The sequence below is a fragment of the Caballeronia sp. SBC1 genome (genome assembly GCF_011493005.1).
In the GTDB taxonomy this organism is placed as follows: domain Bacteria; phylum Pseudomonadota; class Gammaproteobacteria; order Burkholderiales; family Burkholderiaceae; genus Caballeronia.
Genome location: NZ_CP049159.1, coordinates 375,338 through 389,858, shown reverse-complemented (window position 1 = coordinate 389,858; position 14,521 = coordinate 375,338). Strand labels below are relative to the sequence as shown.

Annotated in this window: 12 protein-coding genes; 10 read left to right on the top strand and 2 right to left on the bottom strand. The window is 61.5% G+C overall.

Annotation, left to right across the window (positions count from 1 at the left end; translation table 11 throughout):
• Window positions 1–3: 3 nt before the first annotated feature.
• The 7 genes from SBC1_RS36725 (at window position 4) to SBC1_RS36695 (ending at window position 7,622) form a co-directional block, all read left to right on the top strand.
• Window positions 4–1,440, top strand: a complete 1,437-nt coding sequence (locus tag SBC1_RS36725) for an FAD-binding oxidoreductase (RefSeq protein WP_165107317.1) — start codon at window positions 4–6, stop codon at window positions 1,438–1,440.
• The gene (locus SBC1_RS36720; protein ID WP_241202526.1) at window positions 1,437–2,459 is read left to right on the top strand and encodes an ABC transporter permease; all 1,023 of its coding nucleotides are present in this window, start codon (window positions 1,437–1,439) and stop codon (window positions 2,457–2,459) included. The genes SBC1_RS36725 and SBC1_RS36720 overlap by 4 nt, the downstream gene beginning before the upstream one ends.
• A gap of 8 nt (window positions 2,460–2,467) precedes the next feature.
• On the top strand, window positions 2,468–3,448 hold the full coding sequence (locus SBC1_RS36715) for an ABC transporter permease (protein WP_241202525.1): 981 nt from the start codon (window positions 2,468–2,470) through the stop codon (window positions 3,446–3,448).
• Between the two features lie 2 nt (window positions 3,449–3,450).
• On the top strand, window positions 3,451–5,325 hold the full coding sequence (locus SBC1_RS36710; protein WP_243830326.1) for an ABC transporter ATP-binding protein: 1,875 nt from the start codon (window positions 3,451–3,453) through the stop codon (window positions 5,323–5,325).
• Window positions 5,326–5,457: 132 nt separating this feature from the next.
• A complete protein-coding gene (locus SBC1_RS36705) occupies window positions 5,458–6,150 on the top strand; it encodes a GntR family transcriptional regulator (RefSeq protein WP_165107313.1) in 693 nt (230 codons plus the stop codon).
• Between the two features lie 12 nt (window positions 6,151–6,162).
• Entirely contained in the window at window positions 6,163–7,329 is a 1,167-nt protein-coding gene (locus SBC1_RS36700; RefSeq protein WP_165107309.1) for a thiolase family protein, read from the top strand.
• Window positions 7,326–7,622 carry a hypothetical protein gene (locus tag SBC1_RS36695; RefSeq protein WP_165107306.1) on the top strand — a complete coding sequence of 99 codons (297 nt, stop codon included), beginning with the start codon at window positions 7,326–7,328 and terminating at the stop codon, window positions 7,620–7,622. The genes SBC1_RS36700 and SBC1_RS36695 overlap by 4 nt, the downstream gene beginning before the upstream one ends.
• Here the strand turns inward: SBC1_RS36695 and SBC1_RS36690 are convergent.
• Together SBC1_RS36690 and SBC1_RS36685 are read right to left on the bottom strand one after the other, a co-directional pair.
• Window positions 7,619–9,229, bottom strand: coding sequence for an AMP-binding protein (locus SBC1_RS36690; protein ID WP_165107303.1), 1,611 nt, complete (start codon window positions 9,227–9,229; stop codon window positions 7,619–7,621). The two genes, SBC1_RS36695 and SBC1_RS36690, sit on opposite strands and share 4 nt — an antisense overlap.
• Before the next feature lie 104 nt (window positions 9,230–9,333).
• Window positions 9,334–10,416: an LLM class flavin-dependent oxidoreductase gene (locus SBC1_RS36685; RefSeq protein ID WP_165107503.1), complete on the bottom strand. Its 1,083-nt coding sequence runs from the start codon at window positions 10,414–10,416 to the stop codon at window positions 9,334–9,336.
• Window positions 10,417–10,971: 555 nt separating this feature from the next.
• Between SBC1_RS36685 and SBC1_RS36680 the strand changes: the two genes are divergently transcribed.
• From SBC1_RS36680 to SBC1_RS36670, 3 genes are all read left to right on the top strand, one after another.
• Complete coding sequence (locus SBC1_RS36680; protein ID WP_165107301.1) at window positions 10,972–12,093, top strand: porin; 1,122 nt, start codon at window positions 10,972–10,974, stop codon at window positions 12,091–12,093.
• Window positions 12,094–12,189: 96 nt separating this feature from the next.
• Window positions 12,190–13,743 (top strand): ABC transporter substrate-binding protein, encoded by a 1,554-nt coding sequence (locus SBC1_RS36675; protein WP_165107299.1) that lies wholly within the window; start codon window positions 12,190–12,192, stop codon window positions 13,741–13,743.
• Window positions 13,744–13,787: 44 nt separating this feature from the next.
• Complete coding sequence (locus tag SBC1_RS36670; RefSeq protein WP_165107297.1) at window positions 13,788–14,504, top strand: SDR family oxidoreductase; 717 nt, start codon at window positions 13,788–13,790, stop codon at window positions 14,502–14,504.
• Window positions 14,505–14,521: the final 17 nt, after the last annotated feature.

Sequence of the window (14,521 nt, the reverse complement as noted above, 5' to 3'; positions counted from 1 at the left end):
ACCATGACGTCATCTTCAAGCAGCTTCGTCGAACGATTGGTGGCCGAACTGGGCGCCGACGTCGTAACGCCCCGCGCCGATCTTGGCACCCGGCGGGTACAGGACTGGAGCGGAACGCCGGGAGCTGAACCTGTTGCGTTGATCCGGCCGCGTTCGACGCAAGAGGTATCGCGCGCGCTTGCCTTTTGCCACGCCAACCGGCAGGCAGTCGTCACGCAGGGCGGGTTGACCGGCCTCGCGGGCGGCGCCAACCTGTTCGGCGGTGAAGTGGCGCTGAGCCTGGAACGGATGAGCGCGATTGAAGAAGTCGATACCGTCTCGGGCACGATCACCGTGCAGGCAGGGGTGGTGCTGCAACGCGTGCAGGAAGCCGCCGATGCCGCCGGCATGATGTTTCCCCTCGATCTCGGCGCGCGTGGCAGCTGCACGATCGGCGGCAACCTCGCGACGAACGCGGGCGGAAATCGCGTCATCAAATACGGCATGGCACGCGACCAGGTGCTGGGTCTGGAAGCCGTTCTCGCCGACGGCACCGTGATCACCGATCTCCACAAGATGATCAAGAACAACAGCGGCTATGACCTGAAGAACCTGCTGATCGGCAGCGAAGGCACGCTCGCGGTCATCACGCGGGCCGTCATGCGGCTGGCGCCGAAGGCGTTGGGGGTATCGACGGCTTGGTGCGGACTGCCTGACTTCGCGGCCGTCACGCGTTTGCTGCAGCATGCCCGCGCGCGGATGTCGGGCGGGGTCTCGGCATTCGAAGTGATGTGGCCCAGCTACTACGACTACGTGTTGGCGAACGTGAAGACCGTTCGCGCGCCGCTCGACACCACGCATGCGTTCTATGTGCTGCTCGAAAGCATGGGTTCCGATGCCGAGCGACAAGCCGAAGACTTCGAAGCCATGCTTGGCGAGATGCTCGATGCCGGCGTGATCGAGAACGCATCGCTTGCCAGTTCCGCCGCCGATGCCACCCGTTTCTGGGCCGTTCGCGACGCGCCCGCTGAATTCCCGATTCTTCTCCCGGGTCTTATCGCCTTCGACATCAGCTTTGCGATTGCCGATATCGGTCAGGTTGCACAGCAATGCGAGGCCATGCTGCATGCGCGCTGGCCCGATATGCGCACGCTGGTGTACGGCCATCTCGGCGACGGCAACCTGCACGTCATCGCGCATCTGAAGAACGCGCCGCCCGATCTCCACGAACACGTCGATGCCGCAGTCTACGAACTCACGCGCGAATGGCATGGCGCGGTGTCCGCGGAACATGGGGTTGGCGGCAAGAAGCGCGCGTATCTCGGCTACACGCGCGACGCCGGCGCGATCGGCGCAATGCGCGCGATCAAGTGCGCCCTCGATCCTTTAAACCTGCTCAACCCCGGCAAGGTGTTGCTTGACCCTGCGCCTGGCGAGTCGAGCCCCACTGGAGCGCTATGATGCTGCGGCTGATCTCGACCGTTCTTTCGCGCCGGCTCATGGCCGCGATCCCCACGCTGCTGATGCTCTCGCTGATCGTGTTCGTCGTGCTGCGGCTCATCCCCGCCGATCCGCTCGCGATGATGTTGCCGCCGAACGCCACGCCAGCGGATGCCGCTCTATTGCGCCACCAACTCGGCCTCGATAAACCGATCCCTGCCCAGTTCCTGATCTGGCTCGTGAATGCGCTGCACGGCAACCTGGGGGCATCGATTTCGTTCCAGCAACCGGTCGCCACGCTGATCGGCTCGACGTTGCCGGCAACGCTCGAACTCTGTCTCACGGCACTCGTCATCTCGCTGATCATCAGCGTGCCGGGCGGCGTGTTTGCTTACGCCGTCACCGATCGCCGCGGCGAGTTGCCGGTCGGCTTCGCTGTGGTGTTGATGCAGTCCGTGCCGTCGTTCCTGTGGGCGTTGCTGTTGATCGCGCTGCTTGGCGTGTATTTGCCCGTACTGCCGTTTTCCGGTCGCGTAGGCGACGGCATTCCGATGCCGCATCTCACCGGCTTCCTGCTGATCGACTTTTTGGTGAAGGGCGAATTCAGCGACTGGCTGAGCGCGGCTAGTCATCTCGTGTTGCCGTCGCTGGCGCTGGCTTTCGGCTTCGCCCCACTAGTGATTCGCGTGCTGCGCTCGAGTCTGCTCGATCAGCGCAACGAATCTTATGTGGGCGTGGCGCGGTTGCGCGGGGTATCGGAGAGCCGGATCTTGTGGCGTCACATGTTGAAAAACGCAGCGTTACCCGCGTTGACCATGATCGGCGTGCAGTTCGGTTTCCTGTTCGGCGGCGCGTTGCTCGTCGAGATGATCTTCTCGTTTCCGGGCGTGGGCAACCTGATGGTGCAGGCGGTGCGCAACAACGACCTGCTGTTGATCCAGGGCATCGCGATCGTGTTCTGCGCGTTGATGCTGGTAATCAACGCGATTGTCGACACGCTGTACGTGATCATGAATCCGCGCCTGCGCAAAACAGCATGAGCACCGAAATGTCCACGACCCCGCTGAGTTCCAAGCACAGTTCGAAGCACGATATGAAGGCTGACATGCTGCACGAATCCACTTCAGTCGACCCATCGCCGGAAGCCGCCGCGCCGGTTGCGGCAGTCATCGGCAAATCGGCTCGCGCGCGCCGCAAGCCTGCCGTCAACCTGTGGCTCGGCGGCGCGATCGTGTTGGGCGTGTTGTTCTGCGCCGTGTTCGCGCCGTGGCTCGCGCCGCATAACCCGCTCGATCAGGATCTGCTCCACATGCTGTCGCCGCCCGCATGGATGGCCGGCGGCGACGCCGCGTTTCCACTCGGCACGGATAGCCTCGGCCGCGACGTGTTATCGCGCTTGTTGTACGGCAGCCGTATCGCGCTGACGGTCGCGGTGATTGCCGCGTTTGGCGCGGGCATTGTCGGCAGCGTGCTGGCGATTCTCGCCGGCTATTTCGGTGGCTGGGTCGATCGCAGCATCAGTTATCTGGTGGACCTGTGGATGTCGTTTCCGCCGGTCGTGCTGTCGCTGGTGCTGATGGTGAGTCTCGGCGTGGGGATAGAAAACGTGATCTTGTCGATCGTGCTGGTGGACTGGACGCGCTTTTGCCGCGTCGTCCGCTCCGAGGTGATGGTCGTGCGTCAGCGTGACTATGTGCTCGCTGCGCAACTGCTCAACTTCACGCACCTGCGGATCATGCTGCGAGAAATATTGCCTGCCGCACTGCCGTTGATGATCACGCTGTTCTCGCTCGAAATGGGCGTTGCGATCACCGTGGAGGCGCTGCTGAGTTTCATCGGCTTGAGCGTGCCGGCCAATGTGACCGCGTGGGGCGTGATGATCGCGGACGCACGCGTGTCCATGCATGAGTCGTTGTCCGGGCTCTTGTTCCCAGTGCTTGCCATCGTGATCACGGTGCTTGGCTGTAACCTTCTTGGCGACGGCCTGCGTGTCGCGCTCGATCCCCGCATGCGCAGCAAGGGAGAATGATGATGGCGACACCTATCACTGAGACGGTGCTGCAACTGGATAGCGTGACGCTAACCGCGAAGCTGGGCGGTTTGCCGGTCGCGGCGCTGCGGGAGTTGACGTTATCGATAGGACGGGGTCGCGTGTTGGGCGTGGTCGGTGAATCGGGTGCGGGAAAAAGCATGCTGGCGCGGCTGATCTCGGGCCTTTTGCCAGGCGGATTCACGGTGACGAGCGGCAGCATGCACTTTGACGGACAGGACATGCTGACCATGTCGAAGGTCAAACGCCGCGCACTGCTCGGCCGGAAAATCGCCTTCATCCCGCAGGAACCGCTGACCGCGTTGAACCCGCTGTGGACTATCGCGAATACCTTCAATGAACATCTTGCGCGTATCGGCGTTCCGTCGAACGAACGTTGGGAAACTGCGCGCAAGGCCCTTGAGTCGGTGCAACTGCCGGTTCCCGCTGACATGCTCAAGCGCTATCCGCATCAGTTGTCGGGCGGCCAATGCCAGCGCGTGCTGATCGCGATGGCCTTCGCTAGCAACCCGGCGCTGCTGATTGCCGACGAACCCACGACCGCGCTCGATGTCATCACGCAAACCCGCGTGATGCGCATGCTCGCCGAACAGCAGCGCGTGCATTCGACCGCAGTGCTGCTGATTACCCACGATCTGCGGCTGGCGGCTCATGTCTGCGATGACGTCGCCGTGATGTACGCAGGCGATCTGGTCGAATACGGCCAGGCCCGCGATGTCCTCGATGAACCGCGCCACCCGTACACGCGTGCGTTGAAATACGCGACGCCGGACCTGACCGGTCCCCGGCGCCGCCTGCCGGTACTCGCTCAGCAAATGCCGGGCTTGTCCGCGCTGGCCGGTATTGCCGGGTGCCGTTTCGCGCCGCGTTGCCCCAGCGCTGGCGCTGCGTGCGCTGCTGTGCTGCAGACGCGCGTGGCGCCCGACGGCCATCGGGTCGCGTGCAGCGAGACCTGCGAGCACGCGCCGCTGATAGACAATTCGCAGGCACCGCTGTTGCCGCCCGCCCCTGTCATGGGCGCGCAACCGGTGGCGGAATTGCGCGAGGCAGCGTTGACGTACATGAGCCGCAGCGGTGTGTTCGGGCAGCGCAAGACTTCGTTCCATGCTGTCAAGCCGCTGTCGCTGCAGATTTTCCCCGGGGAGTTCGTGGGGATCGTGGGGGAAAGCGGCAGTGGCAAGACATCGGTGGCGCGGCTGTTGATGGGTATTGAACAGCCGACCGGTGGTCGGGTGATGATCGGCGGCGAAGACTTGACGCGTGGCAGCGCGGAGCGCGTGCGGCGCGCGCGCGAGCAGGTTCAGATTATTTTCCAGGATCCGCAGTCGGCGCTGAATCCACGCCGTTCAGTCGAGCGGCTCCTGACGCAGGCGCTGGAAGCGGCCGGCGTGGCGCCGCTCGATGCAAAGCAGCGGCTGGCCCGCGCCCAGTCGGTGCAACGCGACGTGGGTCTTCCCGCCGATACCCTCACGCGCTTTCCCTCGCAGTTGTCGGGCGGTCAGAAGCAGCGCGTGAATATTGGCCGGGCGCTATGTGCATCGCCGCAATTGATTGTCGCCGATGAAATCGTGTCAGGGCTCGATGTTTCCGTCCAGGCGCAGATCCTGAATCTGCTGCTGGAGTTGCGCCGCGAGCGGCAGATTGCACTGCTGCTCATCTCGCACGATTTGTCCGTGGTGCGCTACTTGTGCAGCCGCGTGCTCGTGATGCGTCGTGGCGAAGTGGTGGAGCAGGGGTTGACCGAGGACGTGTTCGCTGCGCCGCGCCATCCGTACACGCGCGCGCTGATCGACGCGGTGCCGAGCGATCATGCGGGAACGCCATGGCCGCCCGCCGCGCTGGAGGAAGCGGCATGAGTATCATGCGCGGCGAGCTTTGAGAGGCTGGCCGGAGTCCAGCCGGTACAATTATTGACAGCGTGACACTGCCGTCATCGCGGCGGCATACGAGTCGTGACGAAAACGCGAAACAACACAATGGAGAGAACCATGGCAACCGCCGACCCGACGGTTATCAAGCAGCCGCGACGGACTGCGCTGCGTCCGGCCACATTGATGGAGTCGGTGTATCAGGAAGTATTAGGGCGCCTTCAGCGCGGTCAGATCGGCCCCGATGACCGCGTGCTCGACTACGAGATCGCCGAGGAATTCGAGTGCACACGCATGCCGGTTCGCCAGGCGCTGCTGCGCCTCGTGAACGAGGGATACCTGGTTGGCACCACGCGCGGGTTCGTCACGCCGGTGCTGACGGGCGAAGATGTGCGCGAGATCTTCGAAGTGCGCCGCATGCTCGAGCCGGGCGCAGCCGCTGCGGCGGCCGCCGTGCTCACGGATGAACAGCTTGCCGGCATGGGCGCGGCTTATCGCAAATGCCGTCGCGCGTTCGAGCGCAAGGACATCGCGTTGATGACCGAGGCCAATGTCGAGTTTCGCGCGATCTGGCTCGAAGGCGTGTTGAACATGCGCTTGAAAGGCACGATCCTGCGTTTCGCTGATCACACGCGCCAGGTGCGTCATGGAACCATGACGAAACCGGGCACGATGAAGCTGATTACCGACGGCATGCAGGTGTTGTTGAAAGGCTTCGTGGATCGCGATCCCATGAAGGTGCGCTCGGCGACCCAGGGTTTTATCGACGACGCCGAACAGCAGTATTTTCTCAACAACGACGATGCGGTCTGACGCGCACACGTGATGAACGACTTCTCAGGCGTGTCGATCGTGGCCGCGGTCGAAGTGCCCTACACCCGCCATGCGGCGGCCGGCACGAGCACAGCAGGTTTGCTCGCTCAGGCATTGAAGGCTGCGCTTTTGCAAGCCGATTTGTCGGCAAATGAAGTTGACGGTCTTGGCGTTGCGTCGTTCACCCTACCACCCGATCACGCGATTGACTTCGCGTGGCGCGCCGGTTTGCGCGTGGGCTGGTGCATGGACGACTGTCACGGCGGCGCAAGTGGGATCAACCTGTTGCAGCATGCGGCGCGTGCCATCCAGGCCGGCGACGCAAGCGTGATCGTCCTGGTCAGCGGCGATCATTTCGAGGCGGCGGATTTTACGTCGCTCGTCGAGAATTACAACGTGACCACGCGGACGCATCTGCGGCCGTTGAACACGGGCGGCCCGAACCCCGTGTTCGCGATGCTCACGCAACGCCAGATGCGCGCCTCGCAATTGACGCGCGAGGACTACGCGGCGCTGTGCATCGCGCAACGCGAGTGGGCGTCGATGAATCCACGGGCCGTTTACCGTGAACCGTTGACGCTCGAAACCTATCTTGCTGCGCCGCTCGTAGCAGAACCGTTATGTCGTTTCGATTGCGTGCCGGTCGTATCGGGAGCGAATGCAATTGTGCTGACCTCGTCGACCCATCGTTGTGCTAAGCGTTCTCCGGTTCGCATTCGCGCGTTGCGCGCGGCGTATAACGTCGATCATCAGCATGGCGACGGGCTTGTCACCGGTCTTGCAAGCATACGCGATTCCCTCTGGCGCGACGCCAACCTCCAGCCTGCCGATATGAACCTCGTCTCGGTCTACGACGACTATCCGTCGATGATCCTCGCGCAACTCACTGACCTCGGATTCGCCGATGACCAGCCCAGCCTGCACACGTTGATCCACGACCGAATTGCGCCACGTCGTTTGCCGGTGAATACGTCGGGCGGCCAATTGTCGGCGGGACAGGCGGGGGCTGCGGCGGGCATGCATGGGCTTGTCGAAGCGGTCATCCAGTTGCGTCACGAAGCCGGTGCGCGCCAGGTTGACGATGCGCGTTTCGCGGCGGTGAGCGGTTACGGCATGGTGCAGTATCGATACGGCATGTGTGCGAATGCGGTGGTGCTCGAACGGGGAGCCGCGCAATGAATGTATTCGCCTGCGTCGCGTGTGCTCAGGTCGATTTTCCCCGGCGCTTGCTGTGCCCGTCGTGCGGGTGCGATGAATTCGTCGAGGTGGAGGCTTGCAAAGGCAGCGTTGAAGACGTTACTGCCTTGCATCATCGGGCGGGGAAGGCGGGTGGGGATGTTGCGTACATTGCAACGGTGCTGACTCATGCTGGGCCACGTGTCATTGCGCGGCTTGAGCTCTTGGTCACACCGGGCGCCGTCGTCTCGCTTCGTGTCGAAAGCGACGGCGCCATTGTCGGTTCCAGCGACTAACTTACCCGCTTCTTGAACGAGCGCAAGTCAAAGCATTCCGGCGCATTCAACGGGTCTGCACCGAACGCGGCGAGCTGCGTTTTCTGCACCTTGTTCGTCGATGTCACCGGCAATGCGTCCACGAACGCGACATAACCCGGCGCCTTGTAATACGCGAGGCGTTCCAGGCACCACACCTGCAACGCCCGTGCGGTCGTTTCATCGCGCACCGTTCCCGGCGACACGATCACGCAGGCCATCACTTCTTCATCGCGCAAAGAATCGGGTGCGGCAATCACGGCGGTCTGGCGTATATCGGGATGATCAAGCAGGCACGCTTCCACTTCCAGTGCCGCGATATTCTCCCCCGATCGACGGATGATGTTCTTCTGCCTGTCGACGAAATGAAGGCTGCCGTCGTCGTCGCGGCGCACGATATCGCCGGTATGGAACCAGCCGTGCTGCCATGCGGCTTCGGTTGCGGCATCGTCTTTCAGATAGCCGCGGAAAAAGCCGAGACGCGGATTGGGTCCGTCCCGGCGCACCAGCATGTGACCCGGCACGCCGCTCTCGACTTCGTTGCACTCGGCATCGACGAGTTTCACTTCCATGCCTGAGCGCGGCCGGCCGAAACATCGCGTGCCTGCGTGGCGTGGTTCGCGGCTCGATGCGATCACCAGGGCACCGCCGGTTTCGGTCATGGCCCACCCTTCAACGAGCGGAAAGCCGAAGCGCTGCTCAAACACCTGCTGATGTTTCGGATCGACGTTCGCGCCGTAGCCGAATCGTACCGAATGCGTGACGGCTTGATCGGCTTCCATGCCTAGCAAAATTGCAGGCATGACGCCGAGATAGTGGACGATTGTCGCGCCGCTTGTCTCCACATCGGCCCACCAGCTTCGTGGATGAAACCGGTCGAGCTGGATCACGCAGCCGGCCGACAACACCATGGCCATGGTGGAGCAGGCGAGCGCATTCATGTGGAATAGCGGCAGCGGTGTAATCAAACGCTCGGCGCCTGGACGGACTTCGCACAAGCCGCCTTCCGTAATGTAAAGCTCGCCAATGGACAAGAAGTAGCGGTTATCGAGAATGCAGCCTTTGGGCTTGCCCGTGGTCCCGGACGTGTAAAGAATGGCGCATTCATCGTCCAGGGACGGTGCGGTCGCCATGCGGCCAGCGGCTTCGATCCTCGGCAACACAGAGGCGCTTGCATCGGCAACGGGGACTTTGTCCTGGAGCGCGGCAAGCAGGAGCGGCTTCGTCGTATCAATCCCAATCGCCAGCACGATCTCGCTGTGTTCAGCCACGTACGCTATTTCATGTGGACGCGAGTCGGTGTTGAGCGGAACCACGCTGACGCCGAGTGCATTGAGTGCGAAGAAATGAACGAAGAACTCAGGCCGGTTCTCGAGCAATAACGCCACGCGCATGCCCGCGCGATAACCCGCATCGCGATAGCGTTCGACCTGTGCATCGATCCGTGCCAGCGTCTCGCCGTATTTCAACGTGAGTGCTTCGGGCGTTGCGTAATGCTTGCGAGCGGAGGCGGGAATATACAGAAAGTCGTTGTCGGGATACTGCAGTGCAGTTTGCTTGAACGCGAGATAGGGGGAGGTCAGTGACATGGGGCGAGAGTGATGTAAAGCGTTCGGACGAGCGTTTCCCGAACGAGCGTGTCATGCCCGTTCAGACAAAGCGCTGGATTCAAATAAATCCGGTAACGAGAGAGTCAGTCGGAGTCGTTGCGCAAACCTGCTTCGCGCATCAGGGGCATGACTTGCTCGCAGAAAAAGGGCAGTTCATCGGCGTAATTCACGAACGTGAGGGCCGCACCGGCAAAGCCGCTCTCGTGGATCTTGATGAGTTGATCTACTATATGAACCGGGGTACCAACTAGTGGAAAGCTGCCGGTCCCGGCTGCAAAACGCTGTCTATATTCGGTGAACGCCCGGTCGTCGTGACTGTTGCTGAAGCCCTTCTTCTGCTTCATGTGATAGTCGAGCGCGGCTTCGTCGGTGTGTTCCACGGAATAGCGATGGTAGTAATCCTGCGCCTCCTGACCGGTTTCACGACACACCACATGTGCCACCGTGTACACGCCAATGTTGCGTCCCGCCGCTTGCCCACGGCCACGAATATCCGCGACGTGTTCGCGGCCGGCGTCGAGTTCCGAAAACGTGGTGAACAGATAATCGCAATACTTCGCGGCGAAGTCGCGTCCCGGCGCACCGAACGCGGCGTTCATCGTCACCGGACGAGGTACCTGCAATGGCACGGGCCGTGAAATAGCCCCCTTCAGATGATAGAACTCGCCCTCGAAATCAAAGGGCTCGGCCGACGTGTAGAGCTTCATCAGGATCTCGGACCATTCCGCCGCCTGCTTATAAGCCTCCGGGTTCAGCTTCACGCCGAACATGTCGAATTCATCCGGGTTCCATCCGCACACAATATTCAGTCCCACGCGGCCATGGCTGACATGGTCAATGGTCGCCAGCGCTTTCGCCGCATACAGCGGATGCACGAGCGGCACGTGAACCGTCGAAAATAACGCCATGCGACGCGTCACCGCCGCAAGCGCAGCGGCGAACGTGAAGGTCTCGAATGACCACTCGCGAACATGCGTGGTGCCGCTGAAACCACGCCATCGCGCGATGGGCAGGAAGAAGTCCATGCCGCCTTGATCGGCCGCGACGGCAGCGCGCTGCACGTCGTCCCACGTCGCGCGCCATTGCTCGGGCACGGTCGTGAACGAGAGGCCACGATCCGCGTTTGCTGCAAAGACGCCAAGCTTGAACGCGTGAGCGAGCCGCATTGGATTCGCGGTGAGTTCGGTCAAGACATGCTCCTTGGAATCGAGGGCGGTTATTGAAGAATACTGAATTCAGAAAATTCGCATGTCAAGGATCATGTGCAGTGCGTTGTACTGGTGCGAAAAGCGATCGTGCCGGAGCGTGTAGCCTGCAGGACAAGTTCGCTGCGGTGCAGCGATGTTCGCCGGTATCCTTCGACAGTTCAAAACCGGCCGTGTCACCCAGAGTAGCCAAGGACGCTTGATCGAAAAAAGCGCTGTTTAGGTGCAAAGATGGCCTACTGACGGCACTTTTATTGGATCCATGCCGCGATCACGTTACCCGATGGCTAGCAAACATCGCGTCCATCATATTCCGTTTCATGCGGATCACGTCGAGCGGCGCGAACAATCTCGATCCATTGACTGAGCGTCCCAGTCTTTCCCGCACTTTCCTCGAAAAAACATTTTTGGCAAGTTCTTGACGTCCAATTTTTGCTGAAATAATCTGAATTCAGAATGTTGATGATTCCATAAACGTTCGCGCGTCATCCACCCACGATCTCCAACGGAACCCAAGTGAAAACACCTCTTATTGCTGCATCGCTCGCCGCGTTGTGCGCGAGTGGCTCTGTGTGCGCTCAAAGCAGCGTGACGCTGTACGGGATCATCGACGAAGGGCTGACATTCTCGAACAATCAGCTTGGCGCGAAAGCCTATCAGATGCAAAGCGGCATTTCGCAGGGCAGCCGCTGGGGGCTTCAGGGTGCGGAAGATCTGGGAGGGGGGTTGTCGGCGATCTTCCGGCTCGAGAACGGCTTCGACATCAACTCGGGGAAGCTGGGCCAACAAGGCCGCGAATTCGGCCGCGGCGCTTATGTTGGCTTGTCGAGCAAGACCTTGGGAACGGTCACGCTTGGCCGTCAAAACGAAATGATGGGCGACTACGTGGGCCTGTACACCGCGAACGGCAACTGGGGCATCCTGTTCCCGCACCCTGGCGATCTGGACAACACCGGCATCGACTTTCGCGTCAACAATGCTGTCCGATACACCTCGCCGATCATCTCGGGGATCCAGGCGTCGGCGTTGTACGGGTTCGGGAATGTGGCGGGCGCGACCAACCGCGACGCGGTCAAGTCGGTCGGCGTGAAATACGCGGGCGGCCCGGTCGCACTGGCAGCGGCTTACACATCGATCGATCACCCGTCTGAAGCTGTGCCCGAAGGCGTGTGGACAGCGACGAACACGGTCGATGGCAACTATGGGCTGGCTGCGTCGAAGTATCAGTCGTTCGGTATCAGCGGGCAGTATTCGTTCGGCAACGCAAAAATCAGCGCCGACTATACGAACACGAAATTCCTCGGACTGGACCCCACGGTCGGCGCAAACATCAGCGGGCATGTCTCGTTCAATATTTTTGAAATCGTGGCGAGCTACTTCGTGACACCGTCCTTGCAACTCGGCACCGGGTACAGCTATACGGAAGGCCAGGTCTCGGCGACGTCGCAGAAGCCGAAGTATCACAACGTGGATGCAATCGTGGACTACTTCCTCTCCAAACGTACCGATACTTACTTGCAGGCCACTTACATGCACGCCGCCGGCGACGCTCAATACGCCGATCTCGCGCCGGTCTTGCAGCGCTCGAGCACGCCTAACCAGATTGAAGTGCGATTGGGGCTGCGTCATCGTTTCTGAGCGGCAATAATTTATCTTTACGCGTGCTGCGAGTCAGGTCGCGGCACGCTTTTGCGCATCTTCATCCGGCGGGATGCCGGATTACAGGAGTTTTCGATGGACAGTTTCGAGATCGACGCGAAGCGCAGGCAATGGTTGTTGGGTTCGCTGGCCGCAGGGGCCGGCCTCATACTGCCGTGGGACTTAGCGCGTGCACAGGGTTCGTCAAGCGACGACATATTGAACATTGCGTACATCTCCGACGTGCCAACCTGGGATCCGACGGCGATTACGGTGCCGCAGGCGCAGTCCATCTACGAGACGGTTTTCGATTCCCCGTTGCGCTACTCGCCCAAGCTGAAACTGGAAGCCCGCCAGATCACGGCATGGAAGTGGCAGGACACGGCTGACCAGCGGCTCGAAGTCACGTTGCGCGACGACATCCTGTTTCATGACGGCTCGAAGCTGACGACCGCCGACCTGAAATACAGCCTTCACGATCGTCCGTCCGCCGACAAGAAACTGGCGGTTGGCGGCATGTTCCAGACGCTGAAGGACGTCGAGATCATTTCGCCCACGCGCGCTGTGCTGGTGTATAGCAAACCGACGCCGGCCGCCCCGATCTATCTCGCGTTCCTCGCTTGCTACATTGTGCCGAAGGCGTACATGGAGAAGGTCGGCGTCGACGGTTTCCTGGCCAAGCCAATTGGCGCCGGGCCCTACAAGCTGGTCGACTATCAGCGCGGTTCGCGCATCGTGCTCGAAGCCTTCGATAAATACTGGGGCGGTGTTCCCGCGATCAGGAATGTGACGTTCCAGATTGCGACTGAGCCGTCGGCGCGGGTGGCCGCGGTAGAGTCCGGCCGCGCGGGGGTGGCCGTGCAGATTCCGTTGCGCGAGGCGCAGCGCCTGGCGAAGACGCCTGGCATCACCACGAAGATCTATCCGTACAGCGAGATCTACATGCTTCGCATGCCGAACTACGTCAAGCCATTCGACGACGAAAACGTGCGGGCAGCCATGCATTACGCGATTGATACCGCAGCGCTGTCCAAGGCATTCTACGGCGGCGAAGCGGTGCCGTTGTCGGTCACGGCTACGCCCGGTTCACCCGCGGACGTGCCCGGATTCAAGATCGGCTTCGATCCGCAGCGCGCGCTCGCGGCGCTTGCGAAGTCGGGGTACGGCCCGAACAAACCCGTGAAGGTGCCGTTCCTCACGACCAACGGCACGTTCCCGAGCGACTACGACATGGCGCGCGCCATTGCCGGCATGTGGCAGCGCGTCGGCATCCAGGCCGACCTGACGCAGACCACCATGGCGAAGGTCATCGGCGAGATCCAGGCGACCAAGATGAGCGGCGTGCTGCTCTATAGCTGGGCCAATTCGACCGGCGACCCTGAGAACTATACGGGCCGCATTCTTGATCCGCGCCTGCGTTTCTCCGCGTGGAAAGACGACGCACTCGCGCCGCGCGTGGAGGCCCTGATGACTGAAGTCGATGACGACAAGCGCATGGCGGGGTATCGTGCGCTGAGTCAGGAAGCATCGGAGAAGTCGTGGGTCGTGCCCTTGCTCCAGGCGGTGACCACGATTGCGTATCGATCGAATCTTGATGTGAAGACTTTCGATAGCGGCTATATCCTGCCGGTCGAATACAAGCGCAAGTGATTTGAGTCCTTCGATTCAAGTCCCTATCAAACCAGGAGCATGCGATGCAGATTGAAGATTCCGTCGCCTTCGTATCAGGCGCCAATCGCGGCTTGGGCGCGCGCTTTGTCGCGAGCCTGCTCGAAGGCGGCGCGCGCAAGGTGTATGCCGCCGCGCGCGATGGCGGCACGGTTGAGACGGGCGATTCACGGGTTATCCCGATCACGCTCGACATCACGGACCCCGTGCAGGTGGCGCAAGCGGCGGCAATAGCAGGCGATGTCACGCTGCTGATCAACAACGCCGGCATTAACCGGCTCGATCGGGCCATTCTTCCCCGCGACGACTCCGCTGCCCGCGCCGAAATGGAAGTGAACTACTTCGGCACGCTCAGCATGTGCCGCGCGTTCACGCCCGCGTTGATCGCCAATCGCGGCGCGGTCGTGAACATGCTGTCTATTCTCGCGCGCGTCGGGTTGCCCATGATGGGTTCCCTGTGTGCGTCGAAGGCGGCGGCGTTGCGCATGACGGAATGCCTGCGTGCAGAACTCGCGGAACATCATGTGCGGGTGCTCGGCGTACTGCCCGGCGCTATCGATACCGACATGAGCCGTGACTTTCCGCCGCCTAAGCTTTCGGTAACCGAAGTGGACGACGCCGTGTTCGCCGCGCTCGCGAATGGTCCCGACGAGGTGTATGTTGGCGCCATGGCGCAAGGCGTCAGTGCGGGTCTCGCAGCCGATCGCGATGCGGTGCAGAAGCAGTTCGCGGGCTATCTTTGAACATGGACGGAGGAGAG

What these genes read in the sequence shown, in the direction of transcription:
- SBC1_RS36725 (WP_165107317.1), top strand. Translation starts at nt 4, where the DNA reads ATGACGTCATCTTCAAGCAGCTTCGTCGAACGATTGGTGGCCGAACTG.
- SBC1_RS36720 (WP_241202526.1), top strand. Translation starts at nt 1,437, where the DNA reads ATGATGCTGCGGCTGATCTCGACCGTTCTTTCGCGCCGGCTCATGGCC.
- SBC1_RS36715 (WP_241202525.1), top strand. Translation starts at nt 2,468, where the DNA reads ATGTCCACGACCCCGCTGAGTTCCAAGCACAGTTCGAAGCACGATATG.
- SBC1_RS36710 (WP_243830326.1), top strand. Translation starts at nt 3,451, where the DNA reads ATGGCGACACCTATCACTGAGACGGTGCTGCAACTGGATAGCGTGACG.
- SBC1_RS36705 (WP_165107313.1), top strand. Translation starts at nt 5,458, where the DNA reads ATGGCAACCGCCGACCCGACGGTTATCAAGCAGCCGCGACGGACTGCG.
- SBC1_RS36700 (WP_165107309.1), top strand. Translation starts at nt 6,163, where the DNA reads ATGAACGACTTCTCAGGCGTGTCGATCGTGGCCGCGGTCGAAGTGCCC.
- SBC1_RS36695 (WP_165107306.1), top strand. Translation starts at nt 7,326, where the DNA reads ATGAATGTATTCGCCTGCGTCGCGTGTGCTCAGGTCGATTTTCCCCGG.
- SBC1_RS36690 (WP_165107303.1), bottom strand. Translation starts at nt 9,229, where the DNA reads ATGTCACTGACCTCCCCCTATCTCGCGTTCAAGCAAACTGCACTGCAG.
- SBC1_RS36685 (WP_165107503.1), bottom strand. Translation starts at nt 10,416, where the DNA reads ATGCGGCTCGCTCACGCGTTCAAGCTTGGCGTCTTTGCAGCAAACGCG.
- SBC1_RS36675 (WP_165107299.1), top strand. Translation starts at nt 12,190, where the DNA reads ATGGACAGTTTCGAGATCGACGCGAAGCGCAGGCAATGGTTGTTGGGT.
- SBC1_RS36670 (WP_165107297.1), top strand. Translation starts at nt 13,788, where the DNA reads ATGCAGATTGAAGATTCCGTCGCCTTCGTATCAGGCGCCAATCGCGGC.